At 62.1% G+C, this 16,317-nt stretch carries 16 protein-coding genes; 8 read left to right on the forward strand and 8 right to left on the reverse strand.

The window, feature by feature from the left end; translation table 11 throughout:
• Positions 1 to 95: 95 nt before the first annotated feature.
• Positions 96 to 1,898 carry a tetratricopeptide repeat protein gene (locus MJ639_RS11830; protein WP_243372441.1) on the reverse strand — a complete coding sequence of 601 codons (1,803 nt, stop codon included), beginning with the start codon at positions 1,896 to 1,898 and terminating at the stop codon, positions 96 to 98.
• A 210-nt stretch (positions 1,899 to 2,108) separates the two neighbouring features.
• Positions 2,109 to 3,773: an electron transfer flavoprotein-ubiquinone oxidoreductase gene (locus MJ639_RS11835; RefSeq protein WP_243372443.1), complete on the reverse strand. Its 1,665-nt coding sequence runs from the start codon at positions 3,771 to 3,773 to the stop codon at positions 2,109 to 2,111.
• 235 nt (positions 3,774 to 4,008) lie between these two features.
• On the opposite strand from MJ639_RS11835, the gene MJ639_RS11840 reads away from it, so the two are divergent.
• The 4 genes from MJ639_RS11840 to moaB all read left to right on the forward strand — a co-directional run bounded on the left by MJ639_RS11840 (position 4,009) and on the right by moaB (position 7,187).
• Positions 4,009 to 4,575 (forward strand): methylated-DNA--[protein]-cysteine S-methyltransferase, encoded by a 567-nt coding sequence (locus MJ639_RS11840; RefSeq protein ID WP_243372452.1) that lies wholly within the window; start codon positions 4,009 to 4,011, stop codon positions 4,573 to 4,575.
• A gap of 92 nt (positions 4,576 to 4,667) precedes the next feature.
• On the forward strand, positions 4,668 to 5,510 hold the full coding sequence (locus MJ639_RS11845; protein WP_243372462.1) for a uracil-DNA glycosylase: 843 nt from the start codon (positions 4,668 to 4,670) through the stop codon (positions 5,508 to 5,510).
• Between the two features lie 86 nt (positions 5,511 to 5,596).
• A complete protein-coding gene (gene ypfJ, locus MJ639_RS11850) occupies positions 5,597 to 6,457 on the forward strand; it encodes a KPN_02809 family neutral zinc metallopeptidase (protein WP_243372464.1) in 861 nt (286 codons plus the stop codon).
• Between the two features lie 175 nt (positions 6,458 to 6,632).
• Positions 6,633 to 7,187 (forward strand): molybdenum cofactor biosynthesis protein B, encoded by a 555-nt coding sequence (gene moaB, locus MJ639_RS11855; protein WP_243372465.1) that lies wholly within the window; start codon positions 6,633 to 6,635, stop codon positions 7,185 to 7,187.
• A gap of 1 nt (position 7,188) precedes the next feature.
• Here moaB and MJ639_RS11860 read toward each other — a convergent pair whose 3' ends face one another.
• Complete coding sequence (locus MJ639_RS11860) at positions 7,189 to 7,680, reverse strand: hypothetical protein (RefSeq protein ID WP_243372476.1); 492 nt, start codon at positions 7,678 to 7,680, stop codon at positions 7,189 to 7,191.
• Between the two features lie 213 nt (positions 7,681 to 7,893).
• Here MJ639_RS11860 and MJ639_RS11865 point away from each other — a divergent pair, with 213 nt between their 5' ends.
• From MJ639_RS11865 to MJ639_RS11875, 3 genes are all read left to right on the forward strand, one after another.
• Positions 7,894 to 8,979 (forward strand): PA0069 family radical SAM protein, encoded by a 1,086-nt coding sequence (locus MJ639_RS11865; protein ID WP_243373240.1) that lies wholly within the window; start codon positions 7,894 to 7,896, stop codon positions 8,977 to 8,979.
• 160 nt (positions 8,980 to 9,139) lie between these two features.
• The gene (locus MJ639_RS11870) at positions 9,140 to 9,781 is read left to right on the forward strand and encodes a ribonuclease HII (protein WP_243372477.1); all 642 of its coding nucleotides are present in this window, start codon (positions 9,140 to 9,142) and stop codon (positions 9,779 to 9,781) included.
• Between the two features lie 159 nt (positions 9,782 to 9,940).
• Positions 9,941 to 11,137 carry a site-specific DNA-methyltransferase gene (locus MJ639_RS11875; RefSeq protein ID WP_243372479.1) on the forward strand — a complete coding sequence of 399 codons (1,197 nt, stop codon included), beginning with the start codon at positions 9,941 to 9,943 and terminating at the stop codon, positions 11,135 to 11,137.
• A gap of 67 nt (positions 11,138 to 11,204) precedes the next feature.
• On the opposite strand, the gene MJ639_RS11880 is transcribed toward MJ639_RS11875, so the two are convergent.
• The gene (locus MJ639_RS11880) at positions 11,205 to 11,873 is read right to left on the reverse strand and encodes a hypothetical protein (protein WP_243372481.1); all 669 of its coding nucleotides are present in this window, start codon (positions 11,871 to 11,873) and stop codon (positions 11,205 to 11,207) included.
• A 39-nt stretch (positions 11,874 to 11,912) separates the two neighbouring features.
• Entirely contained in the window at positions 11,913 to 12,785 is an 873-nt protein-coding gene (locus MJ639_RS11885) for an alpha/beta hydrolase (RefSeq protein WP_243372483.1), read from the reverse strand.
• 338 nt (positions 12,786 to 13,123) lie between these two features.
• Here MJ639_RS11885 and MJ639_RS11890 point away from each other — a divergent pair, with 338 nt between their 5' ends.
• On the forward strand, positions 13,124 to 14,020 hold the full coding sequence (locus tag MJ639_RS11890) for a LysR family transcriptional regulator (protein ID WP_243372485.1): 897 nt from the start codon (positions 13,124 to 13,126) through the stop codon (positions 14,018 to 14,020).
• A 4-nt stretch (positions 14,021 to 14,024) separates the two neighbouring features.
• On the opposite strand, the gene MJ639_RS11895 is transcribed toward MJ639_RS11890, so the two are convergent.
• From MJ639_RS11895 to MJ639_RS11905, 3 genes are read right to left on the reverse strand one after another with little or no spacing between them, the layout of a single operon-like run.
• A complete protein-coding gene (locus MJ639_RS11895; protein ID WP_243372502.1) occupies positions 14,025 to 14,969 on the reverse strand; it encodes a phosphatidate cytidylyltransferase in 945 nt (314 codons plus the stop codon).
• Positions 14,966 to 15,589 carry a lysophospholipid acyltransferase family protein gene (locus MJ639_RS11900; RefSeq protein ID WP_243372504.1) on the reverse strand — a complete coding sequence of 208 codons (624 nt, stop codon included), beginning with the start codon at positions 15,587 to 15,589 and terminating at the stop codon, positions 14,966 to 14,968. The genes MJ639_RS11895 and MJ639_RS11900 overlap by 4 nt, the downstream gene beginning before the upstream one ends.
• Positions 15,586 to 16,248, reverse strand: a complete 663-nt coding sequence (locus MJ639_RS11905; protein ID WP_243372505.1) for a CDP-alcohol phosphatidyltransferase family protein — start codon at positions 16,246 to 16,248, stop codon at positions 15,586 to 15,588. Before MJ639_RS11905 ends, MJ639_RS11900 begins: the two co-directional genes overlap by 4 nt.
• Positions 16,249 to 16,317 lie beyond the last annotated feature (69 nt).

Here is a 16,317-nt window from a genome sequence, read left to right on the forward strand (position 1 = left end):
CTTCCATGCCCGAGAGCGGCATTGATGGGAAGAGTTCAGGCCGGAAAAGAAAATGGCCGGGGAGCACCCGGCCATTTCAGAAGAGCAATCAATCCTCAGCCGCCGCTTTGCGCGGCCGGTGTGGGAGCTGGAGCAGGTGTGCTCTCGGCAGCCGTCGGGTTCTTTTCAACCTCGTCGAGGCCGTGGTCGATCTTGCGTAGGATCTTCACGAGATCCTCGTGCTCGGGGTTCGAGTTCTTGGCGTGATCCCACTGGAACTTGGCCTCGACCTTGCGGCCCACTTTCCAATAGGCATCGCCGAGATGGTCGTTGATCGTCGGATCGCCGGCCTTCAGCTCCACGGCCTTTTCGAGTTCGCGCACGGCGTCCTCGTAGCGGCCGAGGCGGTAATAGGCCCAACCGAGGGAGTCGATGATCATGCCGTCACGGGGCGCGAGCTCCACGGCCTTGGTCAGCATTTTGAAGGCTTCGTCGATATTCTCGTTCCGGTCGACCCAGGAATAGGCGAGATAATTCATCACCTGCGCCTTGCCGGCCGGCAGGGTATCGGGCACCAGCTCGAGCGACTTCTTCAGATCGGCCTGGGCCTTGTCCCATTGCTTGGCGCGCTCATAGGACGTGCCGCGATAGAAGAAGAGGATCCAGTGCCCGCGCTGGGGCGTGCCCACCAGCTCGATGGCCTTGGCGTAGCTCTCGGCGGCCTCCGCGAACTTCTTGCGCGAGCGCTGCACATTGCCGAGCGCCATGACGACTTCCACATCGTCCGGGCGCTCCTTCATGAGCTTGTCGAGATGCGTCATGGCGTCATCGCCGCGACCCATCTGCTCATAGTTCTGGCCGATGGCGATATCGGCGCTGGTGCGCACGGCCGCGTCTTTCGGCACGCGGTCGAAGATTGCGTTGGCCTGATCGTACTGTTTCAGGCGCTCGTAGACATCGCCGAGGGTCACCAGGGCCAGCGGATGGTCCTGCTTCAGATCGAGGCCGAGCTGGAGATAGATGATCGCCGTCAGCTCGTCGCCTTGCGTATTGCCCACCACGCCGAGGCCGTAGAGCAGCTCGGCTGCGCCGTCCTGCGCGTTCGTGACGAGAGGCATGAGCGGCTTGCCCTCGTCCAGCGCCTTCATGGCGGCCTTGACGATGGGATGGCGCGGAGCGAGCTCGTCGAACGCCTTGTAGACTGCGAGCGCCTCGGCCTTCTTGCCGCGCTTGGCCAGGAAGCGGCCATAGGCGTCCACCACCTGGAGGGTGTTCTTCTCGCCCTCATAGGCTGCCTTGAAACGCTTCTCGGCTTCCTCGGCATTGCCGATCACGTCGGCGATGAGGGCGGCGTGATATTCGCGGAATTGCTTGAAGGGATCGTTGCCCGGCGTGCCGCGCAGCTTGTCCACCGTGGTCAGGGCCTGCTTGCCCTCCTTCGCGCCGGCATAGGCCCAGGCGGTCAGAAGCGTCGCCGTCAGGTCCGCCTGACGGGCGCGAGCCGCCTTTCCGAGGCGCGAGCGTGCATCCGTGTATTTCTGCGCCTTGATGGAGCGGACAGCCAGGGCGAACTGGGCCAGGTTGTTGGACGAATCACGCGCGGAGAGCCGCTCGGCCGCCCGGTAGGCCTCCTGCATGGAGCCGCTGGCGAGGAAAGCCACGAAACCCCGCTCCAGAAGCTCCTGGTTGCTCGGATCCTCGGCAATCGCCTCGCGGAAGAACAGGGCAGCGGCTTCCGTATCGCGGGCGGAACCGGCCACATAGGCCGAGAGGAAGTTCCCCTCCAGGCTCAGCGCGGGCCGCAGAACCTCGTTCGGCTCCGTATTGGCCGCCAGGGCCGGCGCGGCCACGAGGCCAGCCGCCATCAGAGCAAGAACAGGCAAACCCTTACGGGACAAAGGTAATTTGAATGTGGGCACGAAGTGCGGCTCCAATCATCGCGACATCTCAAGGTAGGGTACAGAAGGAGATGTGCGCCAAATCAGGCCGGAGAATGGCGTTTCCCTGTAGCGGTCGCAAGGGGAAGATTGACGCTGGCGACGTAAAAGCCTCGTGAGGCTGAATAAATCGGCACAATGCCCAAGCGGTCATCCCGGATCGGCTTAACCGTCCGGGATGACCGCTTCGTCTTACAGATTCACGTAATTCGGCCCACCGCCGCCCTCGGGCGTGGTCCAGTTGATGTTCTGGTTCGGGTCCTTGATATCGCAGGTTTTGCAATGGACGCAGTTCTGGGCGTTGATCTGGAACCGTGGACCTCCCTCGCCTTCCACCCATTCATAGACGCCCGCCGGGCAGTAGCGCTGCGAGGGGCCACCATAGACATCATGCTCGGATGCCTTCTGCAGGCCCATATCCTTCACCTTGAGGTGGATCGGCTGATCCTCCTCGTGGTTGGTGTTGGACAGGAACACCGAGGAGAGCTTGTCGAAGGTGAGCACGCCGTCGGGACGGTCGTACTTGATCGGCTTTACCTGATTGAGCGGCAGCAGGCATTCGTGGTCAGGCTTGCCGTGCTTCATGGTGCCGAAGGGGGACCAGCCGAAAATTTCGGTCAGCCACATGTCGAGACCGCCGAGCGCCACGCCCGCAGCCGTGCCGTATTTCGACCAGAGCGGCTTCACGTTGCGCACGCGCTTGAGATCGTAGCCGATCGGCGAGGAGCGCCAGGCATCCTCATAGGACGACACCTCGTCGTTCGCGCGGCCCGCCTGCAATGCATCGAACACATGATCGGCACAAAGCATGCCGGAGAGAACCGCGTTGTGGCTGCCCTTGATGCGCGGCACGTTCACGAAGCCAGCAGAGTCACCGACGAGGCAGCCGCCGGGGAACGAGAGGCGCGGCACGGATTGCCAGCCGCCTTCCATGATGGCGCGCGCCCCGTAGCCGATGCGCTTGGCGCCCTCGAATACGTCGCGCACCATCGGATGCGTCTTGAAGCGCTGGAATTCGTCGAAGGGCGACAGCGTCGGGTTCTTGTAGTTGAGGTGAACCACGAAGCCGACGGACACGAGATTGTCGTCGAAATGATAGAGCCAGGAGCCGCCGCCGGAATTGTTCGGCAAAGGCCAACCCATGGAATGGCGCACGAGGCCCGGCTGGAACTTCTCGGGCTTCACCTGCCACAGTTCCTTGATGCCGATGCCGTATTTCTGGTGGTCGCGGCCATCGTTGAGCTTGTAGCGCTCCACCATCTGCTTGGTGAGCGAACCGCGCGCGCCCTCGCCGAAGATCGTGTACTTGGCGCGCAGCTCCATGCCGCGGGTGAAATTGGCATTGGGCTCGCCGTTGCGGCTGATGCCCATATCGCCGGTGGCGACGCCCACCACCTTGCCGTCCTCGATGAGAACTTCCGAGGCCGGGAAGCCGGGATAGATCTCGACGCCCAGCTCTTCCGCCTTGCGGCCGAGATAGCGGGCGACGTTGCCGAGCGAGCCCACGAAGTTGCCGTGGTTGTTCATGAGCTTGGGCATGAACACGTTGGGCAGCTTCACGCCGCCCGCATGGCCCAGATACATGAACTCGTCCGCCGTCACCTGCGTCTTGAGCGGACGGTCCGGATCGTTGCGCCATTCCGGCAGGAGGGCATCGAGGCCGATCGGATCGATCACCGCGCCGGAGAGAATGTGAGCGCCGACCTCGGAGCCCTTCTCCACCACGACCACCGAAATGTCCGCGCCTTTCTCGGCCGCCTGCTGCTTCAGACGGATCGCTGTCGCCAAGCCCGCAGGGCCGGCGCCGACGATGACGACGTCGAACTCCATGGATTCACGGGCGGGCAGATCGGACATGAGCGCTCTCTCCTGTACGCGACTTGAGGACCAGATAGTTTACATATGAACAATCTAGTGCGGTTCTCAAGAGCAGACTAGTTTGGAATTGTCCTAGCTTTATTGATCTCAACCGGAAAGTTCCCTTTCAGCATAAGGTTATGCCGAAAGCCGATCATGACCATCGTTTCAACGGCAAACAGGCCAAGGCTATCCTAAAGTTGTCCCTCTCCTTCAGGAGGCTTAGAATAGGCTCATGCAGGATCACCCCTCCGACCGCGAAGCGTTCTATACGCTTTTCGACACGCCTATCGGCATCTGCGGCCTTGCGTGGAACGAGCGCGGGGTCGTTGGCGTGCAATTGCCGGAGGATGATGCTTCCAGGACACGGAGCCGCCTTGCACAACGCTTTCCGGGACTTTCGGAAGCCCCTCCTCCGGCAGAAATTCAGGCGATCATCGCGGATATCCTCGCCCTGCTGAACGGCGAGGCGCGCGATCTGTCCCATGTTCCGCTCGACATGGAAGGCGTGCCGGAGCTTCACCGCCAAGTCTATGAGGTCGCTTCAAGCATCCCGCCCGGGCGGCTTCTGACCTATGGAGAAATCGGCTCCCGGATTGGTGTCGACAATGCCCGGCTGATCGGTCAGGCGCTTGGAAAGAACCCGTTTCCCATTATCGTTCCCTGCCACCGGGTCGTTGCGGCAGGCGGCAAGCTCGGCGGGTTCTCGGCCAATGGCGGCGGCGATACGAAGCGCCGGCTGCTCGCCATCGAAGACGCCCGGCGCGACGACAGTCCGACGCTCTTCGACCTGATTTCCTGAGCGAAGGGCCAGGGTCAGCAAAGTTGATGATTCCTCAGGGCTTAGTGCGGTCCTGAGTTGTTCATCGGCCCCGGAATGCTTACATACGATCCATGCAGGATCTCCCTTCCGACCGCGATGCTTTGAAGGCGCTCCTCGACTTCCATGTCGAGGCGGGGGTCGATCTTGCCCTGGACGAGACCCCGCATAACCGTTTCGCGGAACCCAAGCCCGAACCGGCCCGATCCGCAAGCCCTGCCCCGCAGGGCCAGCCCTCACGCTCTGCCTCCTCTCCTGCCGCGCCTGCCCCGTCGCGCGCTTTGCCGAAGGCTGCCGCCAGCGCGCCGGACGAGGTTGCGCTCATGGCCCGCGAGCAGGCGCGCCACGCGCAATCCCTCGAAGAGCTTGAGACGATCCTTGCCGGTTTCGAGGGCTGCGCCCTGAAATTCTCGGCCAAGAATCTCGCTTTTGCCGACGGCAACCCGGAAGGCCGGGTGATGCTGGTGGGCGAGGCCCCCGGCGCTGACGAGGACCGGATCGGCAAGCCCTTCATGGGCCGCTCCGGCCAGCTTCTGGACCGGATGCTCGCCACCATCGGCCTCGACCGGACCCAGGTTTACGTGGCCAACATCGTGCCTTGGCGCCCACCAGGCAATCGCACGCCGACGCCGCAGGAAATCGCGATCTGCAAGCCGTTCATCGCGCGCCAGATCGAGTTGGCCAATCCGGATTTCCTGCTTCTTCTCGGCGGACCCGCCGCCCAGAACCTGCTCGGCCTGAAGGACGGCATCCTGCGCACGCGCGGGCGCTGGCTCACCTATAAGACCGAGGATGGGCGCGAGATTCGCGCGTTGCCGACCCTGCATCCGGCCTATCTGCTGCGCCAGCCCCTGCAGAAACGCCTCGGCTGGCGTGACTTCATGGCGTTACGCCGGGCGCTCGACGCCAAGGAATAAGCCTTCTCTTCCGGCCTTCGGAACTCGTCCGTATACTTACGCCTTAAGCTGATGCAGCCGATCGCGCTGCTGCTCGTAGGTGAATCATGCGCTGGGATGACTTTCGAACCTCCTCCAATGTGGAAGACCGCCGTGGCATGGGCATGGCTGGCGGCGGAGGCCTGGGCATCGGGGCCATCGTGATCCTCGGCCTTGTCGGCTGGGCGCTCGGCATCGATCCGCGCATCCTCATCGGCGGCGCGGAGATGATCACGGGCGGCGGATCGGGCTATCAGCAGCAGGGCCAGACCGGAACCCCGCAGGACGAGATGGGCCGCTTCGCGGCCGCGATCCTCGGCAACACGGAAGACGTGTGGAAGACGGTGCTGCCGCAGCAGGCCAACCGCGAATACCGCGAGCCGAAGCTCGTGCTGTTCTCCGGCGCGACGCGTTCTGGCTGCGGCGGCGCGCAATCGGCTATGGGTCCATTCTATTGCCCGCTCGACCAGACCGTTTACATCGACCTCTCCTTCTTCCAGGAAATGCAGCAGCGCTTCCGCGCAGGCGGCGACTTCGCCTATGCCTATGTGCTCGCGCACGAGGTCGGCCACCATGTGGAGAACGTGCTCGGCATCCTGCCGCGCGTGCAGCAGCGCCAGCAGGAGGTGAGCCGCTCGGAAGCAAACCAGCTTTCCGTGCGCGTCGAGCTGATGGCGGATTGCCTGGCGGGCGTATGGGCGCATCATTCCAATCAGCGTTGGAAATCGCTCGAACAGGGCGACATCGAGGAAGCGATCCGCGCGGCGGAAGCCATCGGCGACGACCGCTTGCAGAAACAGGCCCAAGGCCGCGTGGTGCCTGACAGCTTCACGCACGGCTCGTCAGAGCAGCGCATGCGCTGGTTGACGACCGGCTTGAAGAGCGGTTCGGTGCAGGCCTGCGATACGTTCAGGGCGAGCAGGCTTTAAGAGTATATACAAAGACGTCATCCCGGACGGCGAAGCCGATCCGGGATCGCATGACAAGAATGGCGTCTTTTCCTGAAGATGATCCCGGATCTGCGCTGCGCTTCGTCCGGGATGACGCCTGTGGTCGAATGAATAGCTCTACGCTACAACCACATCGATCACGCGAGAAACTCTCATGCCCGGCATCGACGAAACGCTCACCTTCATCCCCCTTTCCATCGCGGTGCTCACCGTATCCGACACGCGCTCCCTCGATGATGACAAGTCAGGTGCGACACTCACTGATCGCATCGCGAAGGCAGGCCATTCGCTCGAAGAGCGCGCCATCGTGGCGGACGACATCGATGCGATCCGCGCGAAGGTGAAAGGCTGGATTGATAATCCCGCCATCGACGTGATCATCACCACGGGCGGCACAGGTTTTACGGGGCGAGATGTAACGCCAGAAGCCATCGAGCCTTTGTTCGAGAAGCGCATGGACGGCTTCTCCGCCATCTTCCACCGCATCTCCTACGAGAAGATCGGCACATCCACGATCCAGTCGCGCGCAACGGCAGGTGTTGCGAGTGCCACCTTCATCTTCGTGCTGCCGGGCTCGCCCGGCGCATGCAAGGATGCGTGGGACGGCATTCTCGCGACACAGCTCGATTACCGGTACCGCCCCTGCAATTTCGTCGAGATCATGCCGCGTTTGGATGAGCACCTGAAGCGCGGAAAGTTGCAGAGCTGAATTAACCGAACACCGGATCGCGCTCGATCCGCGCCGAGAGGCGCACGGGCGTGCGGGCTTTCACTTCGTTGAGCAACACGCGGCGATGCACAAGATCGCCCGCATGAATTCTTGAGCGCAGGAAGACACGGCGCATAAGGCCCGACATGCCAGCGCCATGACGGCGGAAGCGGGCGAGGCCCTGCTCGGGCTGGGCCAAACCCACGAACCGGTCGAGAACCCGGATCCAGCCTTCCTGCGGGATGTCGCCGTCATCAAGGCAAAGCAGCCATTCGCGCCGGGCTACTTCGACCCCATCCCTCCAGGAAACGTTCTCCGCCACGACAAGGCTCGCGCCCGCCGCATCGGCAACCTTCGCCAGAACCTCGTCCTGCTCGCGCGCCAGAATGACGGCATCGCCCACGAGCCCCGCCGCAACGGCGGGCACGAGGGCGCTCAATGTGGCGGCCAGGGCCTCGGGCCCATGGGTGACGCGGACAAGGACGGTGATCATGTCCTTATCTATAGCCCCTCCGAATAAACCCTCGCCAGCAAGATATTCATCGGCGCCTCTTGATTTTGTTCTCATTATGTTCTGTTCTTATTATGTTCTTTGTCCGCAGATTCGTCCGAGGCCGCCATGTCCATCCGTTTCAAGGATCAGCCTGCCCCCACGAGGCCCGTACAGCGCTCGCCCATCGAGGCTGCAGAGGCTGCGCGGCGGCGCATGGACGATCCGGCCTATCGGGTGGAGGTGGACCGAAGGCGCGGCCGGGGTGCCGTCTCCAATCCGACCGGGCGCTATGAGCCGGGACCCCGCGAGAGCTTCGACGACGGGTGGAATATTGAGGAGGAGCTTCCTTCCCTCCCCACCGAGGTGATCATCGAGAAGCCGCGCACGATCATCACCAAAAACGACTCGCCCGACATTCTCTTCGAGAAATCGATCAACCCTTATCGCGGCTGCGAGCATGGCTGCTCCTATTGCTTCGCGCGGCCGACGCACGCCTATCAGGGTCTCTCCTCGGGTCTCGATTTCGAAACCAAGATCTTTGCAAAGCCCAATGCCGCCGAACTTTTGGAAAAGGAGCTGCGCGCGCCGAGCTATCAGCCCACCACCATCGCGCTTGGCGCCAACACCGATCCTTATCAGCCGGTGGAGCGGAAATTCCGCATCACGCGCTCCATTCTCGAAGTGCTCAACCGCGCCAATCATCCCGTCGGCATTGTGACGAAATCGGCGCTGGTCACTCGCGACATCGATATTCTTAGCCAGCTGGCCGACAAGCATCTGGTCAAGGTCGCGCTCTCGATCACGACACTCGATCCGACGCTCGCGCGCAGGATGGAGCCGCGCGCCGCCGCGCCCGCCAAGCGCCTGGAGACCGTGCGCAAGCTCTCGGAGGCCGGCATTCCGGTGAGCGTGCTGGTCGCCCCCATCATCCCGGCCATCAACGATCACGAGATCGAGGAGATTCTCAAAGTCTCGCAGCAGGCCGGCGCGCAGGAGGCGGGCTACGTGCTGCTGCGCCTTCCGCACGATCTGAAGGATCTGATGCGCGACTGGCTGGTGGAGCATTACCCCGACAAGCTCAAGCACGTGTTCTCGCTGCTGCAGGAAGCGCGCGGCGGTAAGGATTACGATGCCGATTGGAGCACGCGCCAATCGGGCGTCGGCCCCTATGCCTGGATGATCGGCCGCCGCTTCGAAACCGCCTGCGAGCGGCTGGGCATGAACAAGCGCAACCTCTCCCTGCGCAAGGACCTGTTCCAGGCGCCGGCCAAGGAGACGGGGCAGCTGAGTCTGTTTTAATCGGAGAGCGTCATCCCGGACGCCGAAGGCGAGCCGGGATCGTTTGACGAGACTGGCGCCTTATCTTGAATCCGATCCCGGATCTCCGCTTCGCTTTGTCCGGGATGACGGGGGGTAGAGGGGGATGATAGAAGCGGCGCGTACCGCTTTGATCCCGCCCATGACCGCATCGATTCGCTCAACGAAAAAACCCGGCCTTGGCCTCGACCGCGAGCTTTCAGCCCGCGCGCAGGGCTATACCTGCATCGTCGGCCTCGACGAGGTCGGGCGTGGTCCCCTTGCAGGTCCGGTCGTGTCGGCGGCGGTCGTGCTCGATCTCGGCAACGCGCCTCAGGGCTTAGCGGATTCGAAGACGCTTTCCGCCCAGAAGCGTGAAACGCTGTTTGCGGAAATCCTGGCGACGGCGAAGGTCGGCATCGCCTCCGTGTCCCATGCGGAGATCGATACCATCAATATCCGACAGGCGTCCTTGCTTGCCATGTGCCGCGCCATGGCCGCCCTTCCCTGCACGCCCGACATGGCCTTCGTGGACGGTAACGACCCGCCGCGCCTGCCCTGCGCCACGGAAGCCGTCATCAAGGGTGATTCGAGCATCGCTTCCATCGCCGCCGCTTCCATCGTCGCGAAAGTGGTGCGTGATCGCATGATGGCCCGCCTCGGCGAGGCCTATCCGGCTTATGGATTCGCGAGCAATGCGGGCTACAGCACGAAAACGCATCTTTCAGTGCTCGCAAGCGACGGTCCTTGCCCGTTTCATCGGCTGAGTTTTGCGCCGTTGAAGCAAGGGTTACTGGACCTGTAACCAAACCTAACGCGCGTTAACCCAAAAAGCTCAATCTTTTCAATAAGTCGGCAAGTTTTGCCGACCCAAAATAACACGCATTTTTTCTCCGTCATAAACGCGTTCTTTACCCTAACGGACGATGATCCTGAGTGTCAGTTGCGTAACCGGTGATCACCCATGGGTACCTCGCGTACCGGGGCTGCCGGCGCCGCCTCCCGGATTAGTGTCTCGCGTACCGGGCGGTCTGCGCCGGCTCCTCGGACGGGGCGTAAAACGCCCCTCTCCGTTCTGCCGAAGTCTCTTCCTCTCAACGAGATCCTTCTCGGCGATTGCATCGCCAATCTTGAGAAGCTCCCGCCTGAGAGCGTGGACGTGGTCTTCGCGGATCCTCCATACAATCTCCAGCTCGAACAGGCGCTGACGCGCCCGGACCAGAGCCTCGTCGATGCCGTCGACGATGACTGGGACAAGTTCGCGAGCTTTGCCGATTACGACGCCTTCACCCGCGCCTGGCTTTCCGCCGTGCGCCGCGTGATGAAGAAGAACGCGACCCTCTGGGTCATCGGCTCCTATCACAACATCTTCCGCGTTGGCGCGGCCCTGCAGGATCTCGATTTCTGGATCCTCAACGACATCGTGTGGCGCAAGGCCAACCCGATGCCGAACTTCAAGGGACGCCGCTTCACCAACGCGCACGAGACCATGATCTGGGCCTCACGCGGCGCGGATTCGAAGGGCTACACCTTCCATTACGATGCGCTGAAAGCCGGCAATGAAGACGTGCAGATGCGCTCGGATTGGTTCATTCCGATCTGCACCGGCGACGAGCGCCTGAAGGATGCGGACGGGAAAAAGGTGCACCCGACGCAGAAGCCGGAAGCTCTTCTCGCCCGCATCCTGCTCTCCTCGTCCAATCCGGGCGATGTGGTGCTCGATCCCTTCTTCGGCTCCGGCACCACCGGCGCCGTCGCCAAGATGCTCGGCCGCAACTTCATCGGTCTCGAGCGCGATCCGACCTATGCGAAGGCCGCGCGCAAGCGCATCGACGCGGTCGTGCCGCTCGACGACGTGTCGGTGGCCGCTCCGCCGGAGAAGCGCACGGAAGTGCGCGTACCGTTCCTCTCGCTGATCGAAGGCGGTTACGTGAAGGCCGGTGAGACGCTGGTGGACGAACGCCGCCGCCATAAGGCGGTGGTGCGCGCCGACGGCACGCTGGCGCTTGGCCCCATCGTCGGCTCGATCCACAAGATCGGCGCGCTCACGCAGGGCTTCCCCTCCTGCAACGGCTGGACCTTCTGGTGTGTCGAGCGCAACGGCAAGCTCATCTCTATCGATGAGTTCCGCACCAAGGTTCGCGCGGATATGGCCGCATAGTTGGACTGACATCACAAGCAAAAGAAAATACCCAGCCTACGCTGGGTATTTTTATTTGAGATCCTGGTTAGAACTGCGTCCAGTCACCCTTGAGCAATGAGGGCGATAGGGGCCGCTGATTGCCCATCCCAGGCTGGAATAGTCCAACGACGGATAGATCCTGAATTGCCCCCTCGAACCCTCCACCGGGGAGGGAGTAGCCCCATGGGCGGCGAGAGTGAACGCGCATCAGGGAGCCGATCGTTTCAGCAATCAGGCTCGCGGCTTCCCGTGCTGTTGCTTCCTGAAGCTCGGCATGGTCGGCAGCAACCGCCAGTATGTACAGCGGGTTGAAATCCGATGAAGAATAGTGAGCCTTGTTGACGATGGAGCAATAAAGATCCGGCGCCTTCTGATCCTTGACCATGTCATTCCATGAGGGAGCCCATATTTCTGCATCAAGAAACTTGACCGATGTTTCTCCTCCAACATGGCCAGACATGGAATGCGTCCACTTCTGATGCCCTTTGTCGTTCCATCCGATCCGGCCAAAAGACATGGGGCGAGCTGCTGACGATCCCGGAGGAAAGTAAGTTTGCGTCGAGCGGACGGCAGCCTTGCTGCCCGTAGCCGCTAAAAGGGGATCGAGGATCGCGGCGATCTCGCGCCAACGGGCCTCGATCCAAGGGGGTTCAAGATTCGGATCCCCGAATAGAGCATACACATTGTACTGGCGTTCACAGAGCAGCATGGTCAATTCGAGGAGCCATATTTCAACAAGGGCAGTTCGTTGATCTTAGGACAACGACAGCCATTGCAGCAATTCCGCATCGAAGAGATCGCTCTCTTCCAATTGCGGCGTGTGCCCGCTCTTCTCCAACACGCGCACTGTCAGATCGCGGAAGCTGCTGCGATACACATCCCATGTCGCATAAGGCGCAACGAGGTAATCGTAGCGGCCGAGCGCGAGGAAGACTGGGGTGTCGAGCTTGTCCAACCCTTGCCTGATATCGATATCGCGGAACGTCTCGCCCCAGAGGTGATCGAACACGGGCATGTTCACCTCGACGCCCTGCCAGAGAGGCGCGGCATCATAAGCATGGTCGTACCAGCTCTTCGCACCGAGACGGATGCAGAAGGTGACGAAGCGCTTCTCGGGCGCTGCCTCGATCTCACCCGGCAACAACGCGAGATCGCTCGCGAGCCTCGCCTTGCGCTCGGGACAGACGGATTCGTTCCAGTAACGCTCCGAGGCTTCATGGTGCGCAGCGCTGTGGCTCGGGCCTGTAGCGATCATCACCACATGCGAGACATGGCTCGAGTAGCGCTTGGCATATTCGAGCGCCATGTAGCCATGGCCGGAATGGCCGATGACGATCACCTTCTCATGCCCGAAATGGCGTCGGACGAGATCGATATCGTCGAGCACTGCATCGAGGCTGTAATCGGCGGGCTTCAGTTCCTCGGAGGCTTTCGCGAAGCCGCGATGATCCACGAAGATCAGCTGCAGGGATTGCCTCAGGCGATCCGAGAAAACCCGTGGGTAATAGACCGCGCTGCCGATGACGATGGCAGGCGCGCCCTGCCCCTCGACGGAATAGGCCAGCTCGAAATGGCCGGAGCGAATGGTGCCGCGCGTGGCGGTTTCAGGTGTCTTGAATTGAGACATGATGTTTCTTTCAAACGTGCGTCATGATCCAGCCGAAGCCGATGCTTCGGCCACGAAGACGTGACGGGGCAGCCCCGACAAAGGGGTTCCGTGTCACAGGTATCGTGTCGGATAGCGTCGCTAACGAATGAGAGGCATCTGTTCCGTCCTTCGCGTGAGGAACTGCTTGTGCCTCAGCTCTTAAGCCTTGTGAAGCCCCTCGACCCCTTCAAGGTTGTAGAATGCTCTCAAGCGAATGGAGGGCTGCGCCGGATCCGGCTTGAAGCGATGGTGGATTGATCCAAGCACCCGGAACATCCCCCTATGCCGAACCCGGTCAGACGTTTTAGCATCCTCTCATGGCTCACGCTCCTCACGCCCCCTTCACCCTTGCCTTCACAGAACCGTCCTGGGACGACCTGCGGATCCTCCTGGCCGTGGTGGCTCATGGATCAATGAACGGCGCGGCGAAGGCCCTAGGCCAAAGCCAGCCGACCATTGCCCGGCGCATCAAGACGCTGGAGGAAACCCTCGGGCTCGATCTGTTTCAGCGCGGCCCCAACAATCTCGAACTGACGGAAGCCGGGCAGGCCCTCGTCGACGCGGCCTCTCCGATGGGAGACGCCGCGAGCGTCGTGTCGCGCACGGCTGCTGCCTATCGCCCCGATCCAGATGCACCCGTGCGGATCACGGCCACCTCTTCGGTCGCCATGTTCCTGTCGCTGCACTCGGGCGAGTTGCACAAGGCGGCGGAGCCGGTGGAGATTTCCTACATTCCCACCCGCAAGAGGCTCGATCTCGCCTCGGGCGAGGCCGACATTGCACTTCGTATGCGAACCCTGCCTGAAGGCACGGACGATCTCGTGGCGCGCAAGATCGGGCAGATCGCGTTTGCCATCTACGCCACGACGGAGAATCCTGACGCCGTCATCGCTCCGCCGGAAGATCCGACGTTGTCGCGCCAAGCCGCTTATGTTGCTGAGTTCGCGCAAGGCCGCACCATCGCCGCGCGCATCGGCGACATGCCGATCCGCTATCAGGCGGCGAAGTCGGGTCTGGGCGCAGCTTTCCTGCCCTGCTGGCTCGGCGATACCGATCCCGACCTCAAGCAGATCGTGAAGCCCGAAGGCGATCTGATCGAAGACGTGTTCCTCGTCATGCATCGCCGCAGCCGCAACCGCCCGAACGTGACGCGCGTGGCGAATGCGCTGGCTGCCTTGTTCAAGCGCAGTCAGAAGGCGCTGATCGGCGGTTGAGCGCCTATACGGTGTAGAAAAAGCGCGTCAGGTGGAAGAACAGGGGCGCGGCGAAGCTCACCGAATCCATGCGGTCGAGAACGCCGCCGTGGCCCTGCACCATCGTGCCCCAATCCTTCGCACCCATGGAGCGCTTGACGGCGGAGAGCGACAATCCGCCGAGGAAGCCCGCGATCACGATCAGGCCCGCCATCGCTGCTGCTGCGAGCGGCGAGAACGGCGTGATCCAGAACAGGGCGGCACCGAGCGCCATCGCTGACAGACCACCGCCGACAAGTCCCTCGACGGTCTTTGACGGAGAAATGACGGGCGCGAGCTTCGTCTTTCCCATCAGCTTGCCGAACACGTACTGCATCACGTCGCTGAACTGCACGACGGCGGTGAGGAAGAACAGCAGCAGAAAGCCCTGGCCTTCATAGCCGGGGATCTGGAGCAGGATCAGCGCTGGCGCATGGCTGATGCAATAGACCGTGAGCATCACCGCCCATTGAATGCGGCTGACGCGCAGCAGGAAGTTCACCGGATCGCCCTGCAACGACGACAGGCTCGGCAGAAGGAGGAAGCCGTAGACCGGGATCAGGATCGCGAAAAGGCCGTACCAATCGCTCCAGACAAGCCAGTATTGCAGCGGCAACAGCACATAGAACGCAAGCACCAGCGGCGCATGATCCGCGCGCTGGGTCGGCGTGAGCGAGATGAATTCGCGCAAGGTATAGAAGGATGTGAGCGCGAACAGCAGCACCGTCGCGGTGAAGCCCAGCGCATAGCAGGCCGCGAAGATCGCGATCATCCCCCACCACGCCTTGATGCGCGCATTGAGGTTCTCGACCGTCGCAACACCGCTTTCCGATTTTGTCTTGCGCGCAAGCCACGTGCCGATGGCGGAGGCCAGCGCCAAGATCGCGACGACGATCCCGAACAGGATCAGGGATTTCTGGAGAAGCGTCATGACGTCAGGGCCTCGAGAGCGGGCGGCGCGAGCGCTGAGACGGCGGCCTGCGCGCGCAGAAGGAAGGCTTCCTTCTCCTCGTTCTCGACATACGCGAGAGCAGGACCGAAATGCGCGGAGCAGATGATGGGAAGCGGCAGGATTGCGCCTTTCGGCATCGCCCGCGCGGGATTGTCGAGATAAACCGGGATGAGCTCCGCGTTCGGAAACTCTTTGGCCAATCGATAAAGCCCGCTTTTGAAAGGTCCAGGCAGCCTGTTGGCGCTGCGCGTGCCTTCCGGAAACAGGATCAGCGAATGGCCTTCAGTGAGCGTCTTGCGCAGGGGCTCCAGCGCCTCGCCGGGCGCGGAGGATCCTGAGCGGTCGATCAGCACGGCGTTGAGGCCCTTTTGCGCGATGAGGCGCTTGAGAGCGCCCTGCCCCCAATAATCCGCGGCAGCGGCCGGATGCGTGGTCGCGCGCAGTTCTTTCGGCAAGGCGGACCACAACAGCAGCGTATCGAGATGACTGCCGTGATTGGCGAAATAAATGCGCTGTTTCTCGACAGGTTCAGAGCCTGTCCAGCGCGAATGCGCGCCGACGAGAAAACGCGTGAGGCCGATGAGAACGAGATCGATCATGGCTTATCGGCTCCGATGCGATCCGCAACGGCTTTCAGGCGCGCGACGCAGGTCGCAATTGATCCGATCAGCATGATCCACGCAGTGATGAGAAGCACATAGCGTTCACCCCAGACGAACGCTTCGATGAGGGCGAGAACGCAAGCACCCGTCAGCAGCGCCATGCGATGCTGCTTCGCCATCGGCCCGCGAAAATCCTGGGCTTGTCCCAGCGCTCCGCCGAACACGCGAATATAGGCCGTCAATGCCGCCGCGAGCGCGCCGGCCCAACCGAGCCATGAAGAACCGGCGGCATAGCCCAAAGCCACGATCAGCAGCGTGTCGGCAATACGATCTGGAACCTCGTTGTAGAGCGCGCCGACCGGCGAGCCGCGTCCGCCTTCCACCGCCACCATGCCGTCGAGCAGATTGCACAGGAGGCGCAGCTGAATGCCGAGAATGGCAACCACGTAAAGCAGCGGATAGGCAGGCGCATAGACGAGAGCAGCGGCGCCAAAAGCAGCGAACGCGATGCTCGCCACCGAGATCTGGTTGGGCGTGACGGAGGTCTTCAGCAGAGCCTGCGTGAGCTTTTGCGCGAAGCCGCTGTTGCGCGCCGCAATCGGCCGCCGCGCATCGGGCTTTGCGCCGCCCGTGAATTCATCCGGTTGCATGGACATCGAGATTCTCGGCGACGTAAGATGCGAAACTGAGTTACGCCTCTTACCACCTTGGCCTTTGAACCGTCA

This window comes from Microvirga solisilvae (assembly GCF_022808595.1).
Taxonomy (GTDB): domain Bacteria; phylum Pseudomonadota; class Alphaproteobacteria; order Rhizobiales; family Beijerinckiaceae; genus Microvirga; species Microvirga solisilvae.